Below are 17,260 nucleotides of genomic sequence, written 5' to 3' on the forward strand. Positions count from 1 at the left end.
CCGACCGCCCGGGGAAAGGACGCGACGCCATGTCGGAAGCCGTCACCCGTACCGTCACCACCTCGCCCGGCCTCCTTGCGTCACTGGATCCACTGCTGCGGGAGTGGCTGCCGCGGCAGCGCTGGTTCGCGGGCAAGGGGCGTCCCGTCACCGGGTTCTCGCAGGTCGCGGCCACCGAACTGCTGCCCCCCGGCGGCAAGCTGGGCCTGTACCACCTGCTGGTGCGCGCCCATCAGCCGGTCACCCCCGTGCCGGGCGCGCCCGAGCAGCCCGCGGACTGCTACCAGCTCCTCATAGGGGATCGCGAGGCGCTGCCGCCGCGGCTCGCACCGGCGCTGATCGGACATGTGGCCGACGGCCCGCTCGCCGGCCGCACGGTGTACGACGCCCTGTACGACCCCCGCCCCGACGAACTGCTCCTGGAGGCGCTGCGCACCGGGGCCCGCGTCGGCGCGCTGCGCTTCGAACGGGACGGGAGCCGGCGGATCCGTTCCGCCCTGGTGCCGCGTCTGGTCACCTCCGAGCAGTCCAACTCGTCGGTCGTCTACGGCGATACGTTCATCCTCAAGCTGTTGCGCCGGGTCGTGCCCGGCGTCAACCCCGACCTGGAGCTGCCGCTCGCGCTGGCCCGCGAGGGCTGCGACCGGGTGCCGGCGCCGACGGCGTGGTTCCATGCCGACCTGGCGGGCGAGTCGTATGTCCTGGGTGTGCTCCAGCCGTTCGTGCAGGGCGCGGCGGACGGCTGGGAGCTGGCGTTGCGCGAGCTGGCCAAGGGCGAGGACTTCGCCGCCGAGGCGCGGGCGCTGGGGCGCGCGACCGCCGAGGTGCACATGGCGCTGGCCCGCACGCTGCCGACCGTGACCCTGGGGCACACCCAGGTGCAGCAGCTCGTCGACGGCATGGTCGAGCGGCTGGAGACAGCCGCGCAGGCGGTGCCCGCGCTGCGGCCGTACGCGCCCGGTCTGCGCTCCGCCTTCGAGGCGCTGGCCACCCTCGCCGCCGAGGGCCGCACCTGGACCGCCCAGCGCATCCACGGCGATCTGCACCTCGGGCAGTGCCTGCGCTCGCCCGGCGGACAGTGGTGGCTGATCGACTTCGAGGGCGAGCCGTCGAAGCCGCTGGCCGAGCGGCGGATGCCGCAGCCGGTGGTGCGGGACGTCGCGGGCATGCTGCGCTCCTTCGACTACGCCGCCCACTCGGCCGACCTGCCGGCACCCGGCTGGGCCGACACCTGCCGGGCGGCGTACTGCTCCGGATACGCGCAGGTCAGCGGGGTCGATCCGCGGACCGATCCGGTGCTGCTGCGCGCGTACGAGACCGACAAGGCGATCTACGAGGTCGTCTACGAGGCCCGCCACCGCCCGGACTGGCTGCCGGTGCCGATGTCCGCGATACACCGCCTGGCGGCGGACGCCGGCACCCCCGCTCCCTCCACCCCCTCATCCCCACCCTCGCCTAGGAGGCCCCGCCCGTGACCCCCCGCACCACTCCCTCCAGCGGTTCGGAACCCGAGAACACGGCCGAGCAGTCGGCCGCGAAGAAGAGCGTCGCCAAAAGGGCGACGACCAAGGCCGCGGAGGCCGCGGAGGCCGTGAAGAAGGCGACGGCGAAGAAGACGACGGCGAAGACCGCCGGGCAGAAGAAGACGGCCGCGAAGAAGACGGCCGCGAAGAAGGCCCCGGCGAAGAAGGCCGCCGCGAAGAAGGCGGTGGCCAAGAAGGCAGTGACCAAGAAGGCGGTGGCCAAGAAGGCCACTGCGAAGACGACCACGGCATCGAAGACCGCCGCCAAAAAGGTCCCAGCCCAGAAGACGGCCCCCAAGAAGATCCCGGCACAGAAAGCGGCCACCAGGAAGGCCCCGGCGAAGAAGCTCGGCCCCGACGGGATCCCCTCGCCGAACGCCGCTCCGCCGCCGGAGGCACCCGTCGCCGTCTCGCCCGCCCTCGACGCCGCCGACCGCGACCGTCTCCTCACCGGCACCCACCACGACCCGCACTCCGTCCTCGGCGCGCACCCGGTCCCCGGAGGTGTGGCCTTCCGCGCCTTCCGGCCGTACGCCCTGTCGGTGACGGTCGTGGCCGGGAACCTGCGGGCGGAACTGCACGACGACACGGAGGGGTTCTTCTCGGGGCTGCTGCCGCTGCGGGAGGTGCCGGAGAGTTACCAGCTGCTCGTGGCGTACGAGGGGACGGTGCAGGAGACCGAGGACGCGTACCGCTTCCTTCCCGCGCTGGGCGACCTCGATCTGCATCTGATCGGCGAGGGACGGCACGAGGAGCTGTGGCGGGCGCTCGGCGCCGAGCCGATGACGCACCAGGGCGTGACCGGCACCCGGTTCACGGTGTGGGCCCCGAACGCACGCGGCGTCTCCCTGGCCGGCACCTTCAACTTCTGGGACGGCACGGGGTATCCGATGCGCTCGCTGGGCGGCACCGGCGTCTGGGAGCTGTTCGTGCCCGAGATCGGCGAGGGCGAGCTGTACAAGTTCGAGATCACCCGTCCCGACGGTTCGAAGACACTGCGCGCGGACCCGCTGGCCCGCCGGACGGAGGCCCCGCCCAACACGTCGTCGATCGTGCACGCCTCGCGGCACGAGTGGGGTGACGCGGCATGGCTGGAGCGGCGCGGTACGACCCCGACGCACGAGGCGCCCTTCTCGGTCTACGAGGTCCATCTGCCGTCCTGGCGCCCTGGACTGACCTACCGTCAACTGGCCGAACAGCTCCCCGCCTACGTCAAGGACCTGGGCTTCACCCACGTCGAGCTGATGCCGGTCGCCGAGCACCCCTTCGGCGGCTCGTGGGGCTACCAGGTCACCGGCTTCTACGCGCCCACGGCCCGCCTCGGCACCCCGGACGACTTCAAGCACCTGGTGGACTCCCTCCACCAGGCCGGCATCGGCGTACTGATGGACTGGGTGCCGGCGCACTTCCCGCGCGACGACTGGGCGCTGGCGGAGTTCGACGGCCGCCCGCTGTACGAGCACGAGGACCCCCTGCGCTCCGCGCACCCCGACTGGGGCACGCTGGAGTTCGACTTCGGCCGGAAGGAGGTGCGCAACTTCCTGGTCGCCAACGCCCTGTACTGGTGCGAGGAGTTCCACATCGACGGCCTGCGGGTGGACGCGGTCGCCTCCATGCTCTATCTCGACTACTCGCGTGAGCCGGGCCAGTGGGTGCCGAACGAGCACGGTGGGCGGGAGAACCTGGACGCGGTGGCGTTCCTGCAGGAGATGAACGCGACGGTGTACCGGCGGGTGCCGGGGGTCGTGACGATCGCGGAGGAGTCCACGGCCTGGGACGGAGTGACGCGTCCGACGCATGTGGCGGGACCGGGCGGCTTCGGCGGCCTCGGGTTCGGGCTGAAGTGGAACATGGGCTGGATGCACGACTCGCTCCAGTACATGGCCAAGGAGCCGGTGCACCGCAAGTACCACCACAACGAGATGACGTTCTCGATGGTGTACGCCTACAGCGAGAACTATGTCCTGCCCATCTCGCACGACGAGGTGGTGCACGGCAAGCGGTCGCTGGTGTCGAAGATGCCGGGCGACTGGTGGCAGCAGCGGGCCAACCACCGTGCGTACCTGGGCTTCATGTGGGCGCACCCGGGCAAGCAACTGCTCTTCATGGGCCAGGAGTTCGCACAGGGCGCCGAGTGGTCGGAGGCGCACGGGCCCGACTGGTGGCTGCTGGACCCGGCGTACGGGGCGGAGCCCGACCACCGGGGGGTCCGAGACCTGGTCCGCGACCTCAACACCGTCTACCGCCACACCCCGGCCCTCTGGCAGCGGGACACCGACCCGGCCGGGTTCGAATGGGTGGTGGGTGACGCCGCGGACGACAACGTCCTCGCGTTCCTCCGCTACGACGCGGAGGGTGCCCCGCTGCTGGCGGTGTCGAACCTGTCGCCGGTCGTGCGGCACGAGTACCGCCTCGGGGTGCCGGACGACGTCCCGGCGTGGCACGAGGCGGTGAACACGGACGCGGCGAGGTACGGCGGCGGCGACGTGACGAACCCCGATCCTCTCAAGCCCGAGCCGCAGCCGTGGCACGGCCGCCCGGCCAGCGTCCGGCTGACGCTGCCGCCGTTGGCGACGGTGTGGTTGCGCCCGGCGTAGTCTTCTCACCCCCGCCGCCCCTACCCGTCCCATCCTGAAGGGGCTCCGCCCCTTCGACCCCGCCAGGGGGCTCCGCCCCCCGGACCCCCGCTCCTCAAACGCCGGAGGGGCTGATCTTTCAGCCCGTCCGGCGTTTGAGGACGAGGCCCGTTCAGGTGGCGGCCAACGCCCCCGGCAGTCGGCCCGTGTGCAGCACCCCCAGCCGCTGTGTCGCCCGCGTCAGCGCCACGTACAGGTCGCTCGTGCCGTACAGCCCGGGCTCCACCACCAGTACCGAGTCGAACTCCAGGCCCTTCGACTGGCGTGGGTCGAGGAGGACGACGGTGTGGGTGAGGTCGGGCTCGGTGTCCGCCGTCACCCCGTCCAGCCGCGCCGCGAGCCTGCGGTGCAGATGCCGTGGGGCGATGACCGCGAGCCGGCCCTCCGCGGGGGTCAGTTCGGCGACCGCCTTGGCGACGGCCTCCGGGAGGTCGTCGGTGGCGCGGATCCAGGGCCGTACCCCTGTCGAGCGCACTGAACTCGGCGGCTCGAAGCCGGGGTTCTCGGCGCGCACGACCGCCGCCGCGAGGTCCATGATCTCGGCCGGGGTGCGGTAGTTGACGCCGAGGCGGGTGTGCTCCCAGCGGTCCTCGACGTACGGGTGCAGGATGCCCGACCAGGAGCCGACACCCGCCGCCTCCGCCGTCTGCGCCGGGTCGCCCACCAGCGTCATCGAGCGGGTCGGGCTGCGCCGCATCAGCAGCCGCCAGGCCATCGGCGACAGCTCCTGCGCCTCGTCGACGATGATGTGCCCGAACGCCCAGGTGCGGTCGGCCGCCGCGCGCTCGGCGGCGCTGCGGTGGTCGTCCTCCTCCTGGCGCTCGGCGAAGCGCTCGGCGTCGATGATGTCGTGCGCGGAGAGCACCTCCGAGGCATCGGGATCACTGTCCTGCTTGTCCTCGAACTCGTACGTCCGGGACGCGTACGACACGTCCAGCACACCCTGCGCGTACGCGACCTGGGTCTCCCGCTCGCGTTCCGCGCGCGCCCGCGCCAACCGGTCGTCCTCGCCCAGCAGTTCCGCCGCCTCGTCGAGCAGGGGTACGTCCGCCACCGTCCACGCACGCGTCACCGGCCGGCGGATCGCGGCCGCGTCCTCGTCGGGGAGGTAGCCGACGGGGTCGGCGAGGAAGTCCGCGAGCAGGCGCTGCGGGGTCAGCCGGGGCCACAGCTGGTCGATCGCCGCCCACACCTCGGGGTTCTCGGCGAGCTCGTCGCGGATCTGGGTGATGTCGCTCGCGTCGAGGAGGCTGCCGCCGTCGTACGGGTCGGTGCCGACCCGCTCGGCGTACAGCTCGGTGAGGGTGTTGAGGATGTGCCCCTCGAAGTGCTCCCGCGCCGCGTTGTGCGGCAGCCGCGCGGCACGGGCCTTCTCGCGCGCCACCTGCACCAGGCCGTCGTCGAGCATCAGGACCTCGCGGTCGTGCTCGATCGCGATCACCGGGTCGGGCAGCGCCTGCCAGTCGCGTACGACCTCGGCGAGCACGTCCGCCATGTCGGCGCGCCCCTTCACCGCGGCCGCCTCCCGGCTGTCGGTCGCCGTCGCCCGTACGCCGGGGAACAGCTCGCCGACCGTGGCCAGCAGCACGCCCGTCTCGCCCAGCGAGGGCAGCACCTCGCCGATGTAGCCGAGGAAGGCGGGGTTGGGGCCGACGATCAGGACCGCGCGCTTGGCGAGCAGTTCGCGGTGTTCGTAGAGGAGATACGCGGCGCGGTGCAGGGCGACGGCCGTCTTGCCGGTGCCCGGGCCGCCCTCCACCACCAGCACCCCGCGGTGCGGCGCCCGGATGATCTCGTCCTGCTCGGCCTGGATGGTCTGCACGATGTCGTGCATACGGCCGGTGCGGGCGGCGTCGAGGGCGGCGAGCAGCACCGCGTCGCCGGTCGGGTCCTCGTGGCCGGTGCGCTCCTGGTCGCCCAGGTCGAGGATCTCGTCGTGCAGGGCGGTGACGGTACGGCCGCTGGTGGTGATGTGCCGCCGGCGCCTGAGCCCCATCGGGGTGTGGCCGGTGGCCAAGTAGAAAGGGCGGGCGACGTCGGCGCGCCAGTCGATGAGGATCGGGGTGCGCTCGGCGTCGTCGGTGCGCAGGCCGATCCGGCCGATGTGGTGGGTGACGCCGGAGGAGAGGTCGATCCGGCCGAAGCACAGGGAGCCGTCCACGGCGTTCAGCGCGGCGAGCAGCCCCGAGCGCTCGGCGACGAGGATGTCCCGCTCCAGCCGGGCCTGCATGGGCGTGTCGCCCTGGGCGAGCGCGTCCCCGACCGAGGTCTCGGTGTCACCGCGCAGCGCGTCCACGCGTGCGTACAGGCCGTCGATGAATTCCTGCTCGCGACGCAATTCACCGTCTTGAAATTCGGTGTTTGACAATTCCGCTCCCGCCCGGATATACTGCGCTCAGTGAACTTCTTCGCGATCCAATGCCATTGGAAGTCGCGAACCATTGAATATACGCAATGAAATCCCCCGAGCGCAATTACTCGAGGGATTTTTCTGCATTCGGGCGAGGAGTGGGGTCAGAGCACGTCTGACAGCTCCTCCAGCAGCCGCCGCTTGGGCCGCGCCCCCACCATCGACCTCACCGGCTCACCGGCTCGGAACACCATGAACGTCGGCATGGATAGCACCTTGTAGGCGTTCGTGGTCAGCGGGTTGGTGTCCACGTCGAGCTGCACCACCTTCAGCCGTTCCCCCTCCTCCGCCGCCAGCGCGCGCAGCACCGGCCCCATCTGCCGGCACGGCGGACACCAGTCGGCCGTGAACTCCACCAGCACCGGCAGCTCCGATCCGATCACCTCCGCCTCGAAGTCCGCGTCCGTCACCTCGGCCACGCCCGCCGCCTTGATCACAGCTTCCGCCCTCCCAGTTCGCACAACGGTGGTTCCCCTTCGGCCATCGCAAGGCGCAGGCCGATCTTGGCCCGCACTGCCTGCAACTCCCCGATCAGCGCGTCGAGTTCGTCCAGCTTGCGCCGGTAGACCGCGAGCGAGGCGGGACACGCGTCGCCCTCCGGGTGCCCGGCCCGCAGGCACTCCACGAACGGCCGGGTCTCCTCCAGGTCGAACCCGAAGTCCTGCAGCGTCCTGATCTGCCGCAGCAGCTTCAGGTCGTTCTCGTCGTAGCTCCGATAGCCGTTGCCGCTGCGCCGCGCGGGCAGCAGCCCCCGCGACTCGTAGTAGCGCAAGGTGCGCGTCGTGGTTCCGGCCCGCGCGGCCAGCTCGCCGATTCGCATGCCTACGAACGTAATCCTTGACGCCGACGTCAGGGCAACCTCGGCAGTCAGGGCAGGCGCGGCAGCAGGGGCTTCGTGCGCACCGGCGAGGACAGCACGATGGACGTCGTCGTACGGCCCAGCGCCGAGGTCTGTTCGAGGATCTCCTCCAAGTGGGCCGTGTCCTCGACGGCGACCTTGAGGATCCAGCAGTCCTCGCCGACGACGTGGTGCACCTCGACGATCTCCGGGCGGTCGATCAGCTCCAGGGTGCGGGGGTGCCGGAGGTTGTAGCCGCCGTGCGGGCTGACCCGGATGAAGGCCTGGATGCCGTAGCCGAGCCGGGCGGGGGCGACCTGGGCGCCGTACCCCGTGATGACGCCCGCCGCCTCCAGCCGCCGTACCCGCTCGGTGACGGCCGCCGGGCTGAGCCGCACCCGGCGGCCCAGCTCGCTCAGTTTGATGCGGCCGTCGGTCTGGAGCAGCTCCAGGATCTGCCGGTCCAGGGCGTCGAAGGTCACCGCTGTTTCGTTGGCGTACGGGCGCAGGTGCCGTGGTTCTTTCGGCGCGTCGGCCGGATCTCCCATGTCTTCCCCTTCAGAACGCGGTGTATGGCCCGGAGAATTATGGTCATGGGAAAGGCACGAGAGGTATTGGTCATCGGCGGCAACCGCTACTTCGGCAAGCGGCTGACCGCGCGGCTGCTCGCCGCCGGGGACCGGGTGACGGTGCTCAATCGCGGCTCGTCGCCGCCACCGCCGGGCGTGGTTCACCTCGTCGCCGACCGGGACGACGAGAAGTCCCTGACGGCGGCGCTGGGTTCGCGGATGTTCGACGCCGTGGTCGACCAGGTCTGCTACACCCCCCGCCAGGCGGAGATCGCCCGCAGAGCGTTCGCCGACCGCGCGCGTCGCTACGTACTGACGTCGACGGTGGAGGTGTACGAGTACGAGGACTCGATCGCCCCCGTGCGCGAGTCGGCCGTGGACCCGCTGGGCGTGCCCGTGGACCTCGAACTCCCCTGGGACGACCGGGAGTTCCTCGGCACCCACTACGGCGAGGGCAAGCGGCAGGCGGAGGCAGTCCTCGCCGCCGACTCGGCCTTCCCGTACACGGCGGTGCGTGCCGCCCATGTGCTGGGCGGGGACGACGACTTCACGGGCCGTATGGCCCACTACGCGAGCCGCATCCGCACCGGCGAGCCGATTGCCGTGCCGGTGGTGAACCACCCGGCGACCTACATCCATGTCGAGGAGATCGCCGACTTCCTGTACTGGGCGGTGGGCCAGGACTTCACGGGCCCGGTCAACGCGGCGTCCCATGGCCTGCTGACCACCGAGGAGCTGTGCGACGCGATCGCCGCGCACCTGCCGGACGGGCGGACCGTCTTCCGGCAGGTCGAGGTCGGCGAGGTCTCCCCGTTCTCCTTCACCCGCGCCTACGGCATGGACAACTCCCGTGCCGCACGGCTCGGTTTCCGCTTCACACACGCCCGGCACTGGCTCCCGAAGGCCGTCGCCGAGACCCTCGGAAAGGACAAGTGACATGCGGCACCGCATGCTCGGCCCCCACCGTGTGAGCGCGATCGGCCTCGGTGTGATGCCCTTGTCCATCGAGGGCCACCCTGACCAGCGGCGCGCCCTGGCCACCGTGCACGCCGCCCTGGACTCGGGGGTGACGCTGCTGGACACGGCGGACTCGTACCATCTGCCGGGCGCCGAGCCCGGTCACAACGAACTGCTCGTGGCCCGCGCACTGGCCGCCTACGGCGGCGAAACCGACGGCGTCCTGGTGGCCACCAAGGGCGGCCGCGGCAGACCGGCCGACGGCAGCTGGACCGTGAACGGCGACCCCCGCCGTCTCAAGGCCGCCGCCGAGGCCTCGCTGCGACGGCTCGGCGTCGAGGCGATCGGGCTCTACCAGCTGCACAAGCCTGACCCGGCCGTCCCGTTCGAGGAGTCCGTCGGCGCCCTGCGCGAGCTCCTCGACGAGGGCAAGATCCGTCTGGCCGGTGTCTCCAACACGGACGTGGACCAGATCCGCGCGGCCCGTCGCATCCTCGGCGACCGGCTGGTGTCGGTGCAGAACCAGTACTCGCCGGCCGTACGCGACAGCGAGGCCGAACTGCGGCTGTGCGCGGAGCTGGGGCTGGCGTTCCTGCCGTGGAGCCCGCTGGGCGGTGTCTCGCGCAGTTCGCTGGATGGGCCGTCGCGGATGGACGGCGGGGCGCGCTTCGGCGCCTTCCATGCTGTGGCTAAGGCGCGTGGTGTCAGCCCTCAGCGGGTGTGTCTGGCCTGGCTGCTGACGCGGTCCCCGGCGGTGATCCCGATTCCGGGGGCGAGCCGTCCGGAGACGGTACGGGACTCGGCGGCTGCGGCGGACCTGGTTCTGAGTGCGGAGGAGCTGGAGGAGCTGGGGCGGCTGGGCGGTGCGGCCGTCACGGTCGGTTGACCTCGGCCTCCCCATCCCGGTCCCCGCGGACTCCGAGCAGGCGGCGGGTGAGGTGGTCGTGGTCGGAGAGAAGTTCGTCGAGGGCGCCTCCCGCCGGACGGCCTGCATCCGGCCCCCCAGCGGGCGGCCCGGCGGATGGCGGGTCAAAGGGATTTCGGCGCGACGGCCGGACGCCCGGCCCCGGTTCAGGCGGGGCCGGGCGTCCGGAGTGAGGGACCGGGCCGGACTGCAGGGGTCGGGCCGGTCAGCCGGGTCAGGCCTTGGCGAGCTCCTTGTCGCCGTCCTGCTCGGCCGCCTCGGCCGGTGCGCCGTGGCTGTCGTCCAGGAGGGTCGTCTCGTCGAACGGGAGCTGCCCGGAGAGCACCCGGTCGACCTGGCCCTTGTCGATCTCCTTCGTCCAGGTACCGATCAGCACCGTGGCCACGGCGTTGCCCGCGAAGTTCGTCAGCGCACGGGCCTCGCTCATGAAGCGGTCGATGCCGACGATGAGGCCGATGCCGTCCACCAGGGCGGGCTTGTGCGACTGGAGTCCGCCCGCGAGGGTGGCCAGGCCCGCGCCCGTCACACCGGCCGCGCCCTTCGAGGCGACCAGCAGGAACAGCAGCAGCGGGATCTGCTCGCCGACCGACATCGGCGTGCCCATGGCGTCGGCGATGAACAGGGACGCCATGGTCATGTAGATCATGGTGCCGTCGAGGTTGAAGGAGTAGCCGGTCGGGACGGTGATGCCGACCACCGGCTTGCTGACGCCGAGGTGCTCCATCTTCGCGATCAGGCGCGGCAGCGCCGACTCGGAGGACGAGGTCGACAGGATCAGCAGGAACTCACGGCCCAGGTACTTGAAGAGCGAGAAGACGTTGAGGCCGGCGACGATCCGCAGCAGCGTGCCGAGCACGACGAAGATGAACAGCACGCAGGTGACGTAGAAGCCCAGCATCAGCACGGCGAGGCTCTTGAGCGCGTCCAGTCCGGCGGAGCCGGTGACGGCGGCGATGGCGCCGAAGGCACCGATCGGCGCGGCCCACATCACCATGCCGAGGATGCGGAAGACGAGCCGCTGGATGTGCTGCACACCGCGCAGGATGGGCTCCCCGGCCGAGCCCATGGCCTGCAGCGCGAAACCGGCGAGCAGCGCGACGAGCAGGGTCTGCAGGACCGATTCCGAGGTGAAGGCGGAGACGATCGTGGTCGGGATGATGCCGAGCAGGAACTCGGTGGTGTCCTTGGCCTCGGCGTCGACCTGCGCATGCCCGGCGTCCTTGACGGCGTCGGTCACCGCGAGACCGGTGCCCGGCTCCACGATGTTGCCGACGACGAGACCGATGGCGAGGGCCACCAGCGACATCGCGAGGAAGTAGGCCAGGGCGATACCGCCGACGGCGCCGACCTTGGCCGCCTTCCGTACCGATCCGATGCCGAGCACGATCGTGCAGAAGATGATCGGCGAGATCATCATCTTGATCAGGCTCACGAAGCCCTTGCCGATGGGCTTCAGCTCGACCGCGAAGTCGGGCGCGGCCAGGCCCACGGTGATCCCGAGGGCCACGGCGATGATCACCGCGATGTAGAGGTAGTGCGTGCGATCCCGCTTGGCGACGGGTGCGGCAGGTGCCGTATCGGGGGAACTGGCGGCGGCCACGGCTGCCCTCCTTGACGTCTTCGTCGGTATCACCGGCGTGCGGCTCACGTCCGGGGTGGGGGGTTCGGCTGGCGAGCCCCGGGGGGACGGGGTCGTACTTCAGCGATGCGGTGACTATCTCCCGCCGTGTGAGGGCGGTCACCCTTCCGTTCATTTAGTTCACAATCAGCCATGGAGGCAGACTGACGACATGCGCATCCCCCTCCCGAGACCCCGCAGCCTGGCCGGGCAGCTCTTCGCCATGCAGGCCGTGCTGATAGCGGTGCTCGTCGCCGGGTACGCGGTGTTCAGCTACGTCAGCGACCGCGGCCAGGCCGAGGACGCCGCGGGGCGCCAGGCCAAGGCGGTGGCCCAGTCGATCGCCGACGCCCCGTCGGTACGGGAGGCGATCCGCACCGCCGACCCCACGGCCGAGCTCCAGCCGTACGCGCTGCGTGTCCAGCGCGACGCCGAGGTCGACTTCGTCACGATCATGAACCCCGAGGGCATCCGCTGGACGCACCCGGACCCGGCCCAGATCGGCCGGCACTTCCGCGGCAACACCGAGCTCGCCCTGCGCGGGCAGCCCTTCACCGAGACCTACACCGGCACGCTCGGCCCGTCCGTCCGCGCGGTCGTGCCGATCTACGACGGCGGTCGGGACACGGCGCACATCGTCGGGCTGGTCAGCGCGGGGATCCGGGTCGAGGAGATCAGCAAGCGGGTGCAGGACCAGCTCACGGCCCTGATCGGGGTGGCGGCGGGCGCGCTCACACTGGGCGCGATCGGCACGTACGTCGTCAATGCCCGACTGCGTCGGCACACGCACGGCATGAACGCGGCCGAGCTGAGCCGGATGCACGACTATCACCAGGCCGCGTTGCACGCGGTGCGCGAGGGGCTGCTGATGCTGGACGGGCAGTACCGGGTGGCGCTGATCAACGACGGCGGGCGGGAGCTGCTCGGGGTCGGCGACGACGTGGTGGGGCGGTCGGTGGCGGAGCTCGGGCTGCCGGCCCCCCTCACCGGGGCGCTGCTGGCGTCCGAGCCGAGGGTCGACGAGGTGCATCTGGCGGCGGAGCGGGTTCTGGTGGTAAACACCTCCCCGGTGTCGGGCGGCGAGCGCCGCGGCACGGTGGTCACCCTGCGCGATGTCACCGAACTGCAGTCCCTGATGGGTGAGTTGGACTCGGAGCGGGGCTTCACGCAGGCGCTGCGCTCGCAGGCCCACGAGGCGGCGAACCGGCTGCACACGGTGGTCTCGCTGATCGAGCTGGGCCGGGCGGAGGAGGCGGTGGAGTTCGCCACCGCCGAGCTGGAGCTGGCCCAGGCGCTGACGGACCAGGTCGTCGCGGCGGTGAGCGAGCCGGTGCTCGCGGCCCTGCTGCTGGGCAAGACGGCACAGGCCAACGAGCGTGGCGTGGAGCTGGTCGTGTCGGAGGACAGCCGGCTGGACGACGGCCTGCTGCCGGACACCCTGCCCGCCCGGGACCTGGTGACGATACTGGGCAACCTGATCGACAACGCCGTGGACGCGGCACAGGGCAGCACAGGGGCGCGGGTGACGGTGACGGCGTACGCCGAGGAGGGCGAGCTGGTGCTACGGGTGTCGGACACCGGAGCCGGGGTGGACCCCGCGCTCGCCGAGACGGTCTTCCAGCGCGGGTTCTCCACGAAGCCGGCCGGGCCGGGGGGCCGGGGGCTGGGGCTGGCGCTGGTGCGGCAGGCCGTGATCCGGCACCAGGGAGTGTGGTCGGTGGCGGACGCCGACGGGGGCGGGGCGGCGTTCGAGGTGCGGCTGCCGTTGGCGGAGGGGGCGGCGGCGCCGAACGGCTCTCTGTCGTCCTCGCCGCAGAGGACCGCCGGCGAGGACGCGGTGATGTCGAGAGGTGACGTATGACGGCGGCGGCCGAGCAGGCGATTCGCGTCCTGGTCGTGGAGGACGACCCGGTGGCCGCGGACGCGCACATGATGTACGTCGGCCGGGTGCCGGGCTTCGTCGCCGTCGGCAAGGCGCACACGGGCGCTCAGGCGCGGCGCGCGCTGGAGCGGACGCCGGTGGATCTGCTGCTGCTGGATCTGCACCTGCCCGATGTGCACGGGCTGCAACTGGCGCGGTCGCTGCGTGCGGCGGGCCATCACGCCGACGTGATCGCGGTGACGTCGGCGCGGGACCTGGCCGTGGTGCGGGAGGGGGTGTCGCTGGGGGTCGTGCAGTACGTACTGAAGCCCTTCACGTTCGCCACGCTCCGGGACCGGCTGGTGCGGTACGCCGAGTTCCACGCGGCGGTGGGGGAGGCGAGCGGCCAGGACGAGGTGGACCGGGCGCTGGCGGCGTTGCGGGCGCCGGGGCCGGCGGCGCTGCCGAAGGGGTTGAGCGGGCCGACGCTGGAGCGGGTGACGGGGGCGGTGCGGGACGCCGTGGAGGGGCTCACGGCGGCCGGGGTGGCCGAGGCCGTGGGGATCTCCCGCATCACGGCCCGGCGGTATCTGGAGCATCTGGTGGAGGCGGGGAGGGCGGAGCGGGCCCCGGTCTATGGGCAGGTGGGGAGGCCGGAGCTGGTGTACCGGTGGGTCCCGGGGGCGGGGATGGGCCGGTAGGCCGGCCGCGTCTGCTCCGAGGGTGCGCGCGCCCGGCGTGCCTGTTGTGTTTGCCGCCGTCGTTGAACGCTGGGCTCCGTCTCGGCTCAGTCTCGGATCCCCGTTGCGCCCCCGGTCTTGTGGTCTCCGCCGTCGCCGGACGCCGGGCTCCGCCTCGCGTCCCGCACCGCCTCCGCCCGGTCCTCGCCCCGCGTCTCCGGCGGCTGCCGGGCCGCGCCTTGCGTCGGGAAGTGGCCGGTAGGCCGGAGGGCCACCGCGGCCGTTCATCCCGCGCTGCCGTCCGCCGACCCGAACGGCACCGCGTACCGCACGATGTACGTCGCCAGCCCCGCCACCGCCAGCGCCTCGGCCACGGAGAGGACCACGAGGCCCGCCGAGACGCCGTCCCCGGCCCAGTACACGACGAGCGCGCTCAGCGGTACGGCACAGAAGGCGAGCAGGTCGACGGCGAGCTGCACGACCTTGCGCTGCCGGCGCCGGGCGTCCCCGCGATGGAAGCCCTCCCAGCCGAAGGCGGCGTCGGCACCGGCGAGTCGGGCGAGGCGCGGACCGAGTTCGCGGCGCACATACCTCCCGATCGCCGAGATCTTCTCGTCGTTCACCAGATACGTCCAGCCGAGCACGACACACACCGGCGGCAGCGCGAGCAGCATGGCCGTCCGCCCGGTCTGGGCCGCCGCGGCGACCACGGCGGCGACCACTGCGAGGGTGACGTAGAGAAGGTTGTCCCGGAAGCCGATCCGTGCCTTCTGCTCGTCCTTGAGGCTCTGGTACTCGGCGAGCAGCAACTGCCCGACGGTGACGTCGCGTTCTGTCCCGGCCATGACGCTGGTCCCCTTTCGTCCGCGGCCTGCCGAAGCCACCGTGCCCAATCCGCCGCAGGGGCATTGACCTGACTAGACCACTCAACCTACGTTCACCGGGCAGCCATCCCCGCGCCACAACGAAGTGCGTTCGCAGGAGGTCATGCCCGTGCGCCCCACCGCCTCCCTCCCCACACTCCTCGCCGTCACCGTCGTCGCCGCCGGCGGCCTCACCGCATGCGGCGGTGGCTCCGGCAGCGATCCGGACACCGTCAAGGTCTCCTTCAAACAGTCCACGGACAACTCCATCAAGGTGATGGACACCTACCTCGCGGACATCAAGAAGCAGTTCGAGAAGGCCAACCCCGGCAAGAAGGTCGAGTTCGTGCCCATCAAGGCCCCGGACTCGGAGTACTACACCAAGCTCCAGCAGATGCTCCGCTCCCCCAAGACCGCCCCGGACCTGGTCTACGAGGACACCTTCCTCATCAACTCGGACATCACCAGCGGGTACTTGAAGCCCCTCGACCCCTATCTCGCCCAGTGGAAGGACTGGGACCAGTTCATCGACACGGCGAAGGCCGCGGCCAAGGGCGAGGACGGCAAGACGTACGGCGTCCCGGACGGGACGGACACGCGAGGGCTGTGGTTCAGCAAGGACATCTTCGACAAGGCCGGTCTGCCCGCCGACTGGCAGCCGAAGACCTGGGACGACGTCCTGGACGCGGCGCGGACCATCAAGACCAAGGTGCCCGGCGTCATCCCCCTCAACGTGTACACGGGCAAGCCCGTCGGTGAGGCCGCGACCATGCAGACCTTCGAGATGCTGCTCTACGGCACGAACGACGGCAAGGCGGATCCGCTGTACGACAAGTCCGCCAAGAAGTGGGTCGCCGGCAGCCAGGGCTTCAAGGACTCGCTCGAGTTCGTCGAGACCGTCTACAAGGAGAAGCTGGGTCCGGACGTCTCCGACGCCCTCGACCCCAACGTGATGACCCGTGTCCGCGGCGAGTGGCTCCCGCAGGGCAAGCTCGCCATCGCCCTCGACGGCTCCTGGCTCCCGCAGGACTGGCTGGCCGGCAGCGGCCACGAATGGCCCGAGTGGTCCGAGGAGCTCGGCCTCGCCGCCATGCCCACCCAGAACGGCCAGGCCCCCGGCAAGGTGAGCATGTCCGGCGGCTGGACCTGGTCCATCCCGGCGAAGGCGGGCAACCCCGACCTCGCCTTCGAGTTCATCAAGACGATGCAGACGAAGGCGAACGCCCAGAAGTGGTACGTCGCCAACTCCGGCATCGCCGTACGGCAGGACGTCGCGAACGACCCCGCGTACATCGACGCCCAGCCCGGCATCAAGTTCTTCACGGACCTCGTGGCCAGCACCCACTACCGGCCCGCCTACCCGGCGTACCCGATGGTCTCCACCGCCGTGCAGGAGGCGATGGAGGGTGTGACGACGGGTGACCTGTCGGTCGACGACGCGGCGAAGGCGTACGACGAGGAGCTGAGGTCGGCGGCCGACGACCAGGTGATCGAGAAATGACCGCACGCCCATGAGGAACGCCCGCTCCCTCATCCGTGCCCTCCCCGTCTCCCCCGCCGTCGTCCTGCTGGTCCTCTTCCTCGGCGGCCCCATCGCCTACTGCGCCTGGATCGCCTTCACCGACCTCCAGCTCACCGGCCAGGCCGAGGAGTCGTTCGTCGGCTTCGACAACTTCCGTACGGCGTTCGGTGACGAGGCGTTCCTCAACGCGGTCTGGCTCACCCTCGTCTTCACCGTCGTCTCGGCCCTGGTCGGCCAGAACACCCTGGGCCTGGCCCTGGCCGCCCTGATGCAGCGCGCGTCGAAGCCCGTACGGACCCTGGTGGGCGGCATCGTCGTCACGGCCTGGGTGCTGCCGGAGGTCGTCGCCGGGTTTCTCCTCTACGCCTTCTTCCGCCGCGAAGGCACCCTGAACACCCTGCTGGAGTGGCTGCACCTGCCCACCCAGAACTGGCTGTTCACCCTGCCCATCCTGGCGGTGTCCTTCGCCAACGTCTGGCGGGGCACGGCCTTCTCGATGCTGGTCTACACGGCGGCACTCGGCGAGATCCCCAAGGAGATCACCGAGGCCGCGGAGGTCGACGGCGCCGGCGGCTGGCGCCGTATGTGGCACATCACCCTCCCGATGATCCGCCGCTCCATCGGCACCAACCTCATGCTCATCACCCTCCAGACCCTGTCCGTCTTCGGACTGATCTGGGTGATGACGCGGGGCGGCCCGGGCGGCAGGAGCCAGACGCTGCCGCTGTTCATGTACGAGGAGGCGTTCCAGAAGAGCATGATCGGCTATGGCACCGCGGTCGCTCTCCTGCTGCTGGTGGTGGGCTCGCTGTTCTCGGTGGTCTATCTGCGTCTGCTGCGCACGGAGGTCTGACGCCC

Annotated in this window: 14 protein-coding genes; 8 read left to right on the plus strand and 6 right to left on the minus strand. The window is 71.1% G+C overall.

The window, feature by feature from the left end:
* Positions 1-29: 29 nt before the first annotated feature.
* Both IM697_RS36110 and glgB read left to right on the plus strand, forming a co-directional pair.
* On the plus strand, positions 30-1,475 hold the full coding sequence (locus tag IM697_RS36110; protein ID WP_194040394.1) for a maltokinase N-terminal cap-like domain-containing protein: 1,446 nt from the start codon (positions 30-32) through the stop codon (positions 1,473-1,475).
* The gene (gene glgB / locus IM697_RS36115; RefSeq protein WP_194040396.1) at positions 1,472-4,120 is read left to right on the plus strand and encodes a 1,4-alpha-glucan branching enzyme; all 2,649 of its coding nucleotides are present in this window, start codon (positions 1,472-1,474) and stop codon (positions 4,118-4,120) included. Before IM697_RS36110 ends, glgB begins: the two co-directional genes overlap by 4 nt.
* A 151-nt stretch (positions 4,121-4,271) precedes the next feature.
* Here glgB and IM697_RS36120 read toward each other — a convergent pair whose 3' ends face one another.
* From IM697_RS36120 to IM697_RS36135, 4 genes are all read right to left on the minus strand, one after another.
* Positions 4,272-6,497, minus strand: coding sequence for a HelD family protein (locus IM697_RS36120; RefSeq protein ID WP_194040398.1), 2,226 nt, complete (start codon positions 6,495-6,497; stop codon positions 4,272-4,274).
* 176 nt (positions 6,498-6,673) lie between these two features.
* Positions 6,674-6,988: a thioredoxin family protein gene (locus IM697_RS36125; RefSeq protein WP_194040400.1), complete on the minus strand. Its 315-nt coding sequence runs from the start codon at positions 6,986-6,988 to the stop codon at positions 6,674-6,676.
* A 14-nt stretch (positions 6,989-7,002) separates the two neighbouring features.
* Positions 7,003-7,389, minus strand: a complete 387-nt coding sequence (locus IM697_RS36130; protein ID WP_194040402.1) for a MerR family transcriptional regulator — start codon at positions 7,387-7,389, stop codon at positions 7,003-7,005.
* A 47-nt stretch (positions 7,390-7,436) separates the two neighbouring features.
* Positions 7,437-7,955, minus strand: a complete 519-nt coding sequence (locus IM697_RS36135) for an Lrp/AsnC family transcriptional regulator (RefSeq protein ID WP_194040404.1) — start codon at positions 7,953-7,955, stop codon at positions 7,437-7,439.
* 45 nt (positions 7,956-8,000) lie between these two features.
* On the opposite strand from IM697_RS36135, the gene IM697_RS36140 reads away from it, so the two are divergent.
* Together IM697_RS36140 and IM697_RS36145 are read left to right on the plus strand one after the other, a co-directional pair.
* On the plus strand, positions 8,001-8,912 hold the full coding sequence (locus IM697_RS36140; RefSeq protein WP_194040406.1) for an NAD-dependent epimerase/dehydratase family protein: 912 nt from the start codon (positions 8,001-8,003) through the stop codon (positions 8,910-8,912).
* A 1-nt stretch (position 8,913) separates the two neighbouring features.
* Entirely contained in the window at positions 8,914-9,819 is a 906-nt protein-coding gene (locus tag IM697_RS36145) for an aldo/keto reductase (protein WP_194040408.1), read from the plus strand.
* Between the two features lie 253 nt (positions 9,820-10,072).
* On the opposite strand, the gene IM697_RS36150 is transcribed toward IM697_RS36145, so the two are convergent.
* Positions 10,073-11,458, minus strand: a complete 1,386-nt coding sequence (locus IM697_RS36150; protein WP_194040410.1) for a cation:dicarboxylate symporter family transporter — start codon at positions 11,456-11,458, stop codon at positions 10,073-10,075.
* 190 nt (positions 11,459-11,648) lie between these two features.
* On the opposite strand from IM697_RS36150, the gene IM697_RS36155 reads away from it, so the two are divergent.
* On the plus strand, positions 11,649-13,337 hold the full coding sequence (locus IM697_RS36155) for an ATP-binding protein (RefSeq protein WP_194040412.1): 1,689 nt from the start codon (positions 11,649-11,651) through the stop codon (positions 13,335-13,337).
* Positions 13,334-14,038, plus strand: a complete 705-nt coding sequence (locus tag IM697_RS36160) for a response regulator (RefSeq protein ID WP_194040414.1) — start codon at positions 13,334-13,336, stop codon at positions 14,036-14,038. The genes IM697_RS36155 and IM697_RS36160 overlap by 4 nt, the downstream gene beginning before the upstream one ends.
* Positions 14,039-14,301: 263 nt before the next feature.
* On the opposite strand, the gene IM697_RS36165 is transcribed toward IM697_RS36160, so the two are convergent.
* Positions 14,302-14,862: a hypothetical protein gene (locus IM697_RS36165; RefSeq protein WP_194040416.1), complete on the minus strand. Its 561-nt coding sequence runs from the start codon at positions 14,860-14,862 to the stop codon at positions 14,302-14,304.
* Between the two features lie 142 nt (positions 14,863-15,004).
* On the opposite strand from IM697_RS36165, the gene IM697_RS36170 reads away from it, so the two are divergent.
* Positions 15,005-16,381 carry an extracellular solute-binding protein gene (locus IM697_RS36170; RefSeq protein ID WP_194040418.1) on the plus strand — a complete coding sequence of 459 codons (1,377 nt, stop codon included), beginning with the start codon at positions 15,005-15,007 and terminating at the stop codon, positions 16,379-16,381.
* A gap of 10 nt (positions 16,382-16,391) precedes the next feature.
* The gene (locus tag IM697_RS36175) at positions 16,392-17,255 is read left to right on the plus strand and encodes a carbohydrate ABC transporter permease (RefSeq protein ID WP_194040421.1); all 864 of its coding nucleotides are present in this window, start codon (positions 16,392-16,394) and stop codon (positions 17,253-17,255) included.
* The last annotated feature ends 5 nt before the right edge of the window (positions 17,256-17,260 follow it).

The organism is Streptomyces ferrugineus, from assembly GCF_015160855.1.
GTDB lineage: Bacteria > Actinomycetota > Actinomycetes > Streptomycetales > Streptomycetaceae > Streptomyces > Streptomyces ferrugineus.

Excerpts from the sequence above, each read along its gene's own strand:
- IM697_RS36170 (WP_194040418.1), top strand. The coding sequence starts at position 15,005 with ATGCCCGTGCGCCCCACCGCCTCCCTCCCCACACTCCTCGCCGTCACC.
- IM697_RS36135 (WP_194040404.1), bottom strand. The coding sequence starts at position 7,955 with ATGGGAGATCCGGCCGACGCGCCGAAAGAACCACGGCACCTGCGCCCG.
- IM697_RS36155 (WP_194040412.1), top strand. The coding sequence starts at position 11,649 with ATGCGCATCCCCCTCCCGAGACCCCGCAGCCTGGCCGGGCAGCTCTTC.
- IM697_RS36110 (WP_194040394.1), top strand. The coding sequence starts at position 30 with ATGTCGGAAGCCGTCACCCGTACCGTCACCACCTCGCCCGGCCTCCTT.
- IM697_RS36145 (WP_194040408.1), top strand. The coding sequence starts at position 8,914 with ATGCGGCACCGCATGCTCGGCCCCCACCGTGTGAGCGCGATCGGCCTC.
- IM697_RS36175 (WP_194040421.1), top strand. The coding sequence starts at position 16,392 with ATGAGGAACGCCCGCTCCCTCATCCGTGCCCTCCCCGTCTCCCCCGCC.
- IM697_RS36130 (WP_194040402.1), bottom strand. The coding sequence starts at position 7,389 with ATGCGAATCGGCGAGCTGGCCGCGCGGGCCGGAACCACGACGCGCACC.
- IM697_RS36140 (WP_194040406.1), top strand. The coding sequence starts at position 8,001 with ATGGGAAAGGCACGAGAGGTATTGGTCATCGGCGGCAACCGCTACTTC.
- IM697_RS36160 (WP_194040414.1), top strand. The coding sequence starts at position 13,334 with ATGACGGCGGCGGCCGAGCAGGCGATTCGCGTCCTGGTCGTGGAGGAC.
- IM697_RS36165 (WP_194040416.1), bottom strand. The coding sequence starts at position 14,862 with ATGGCCGGGACAGAACGCGACGTCACCGTCGGGCAGTTGCTGCTCGCC.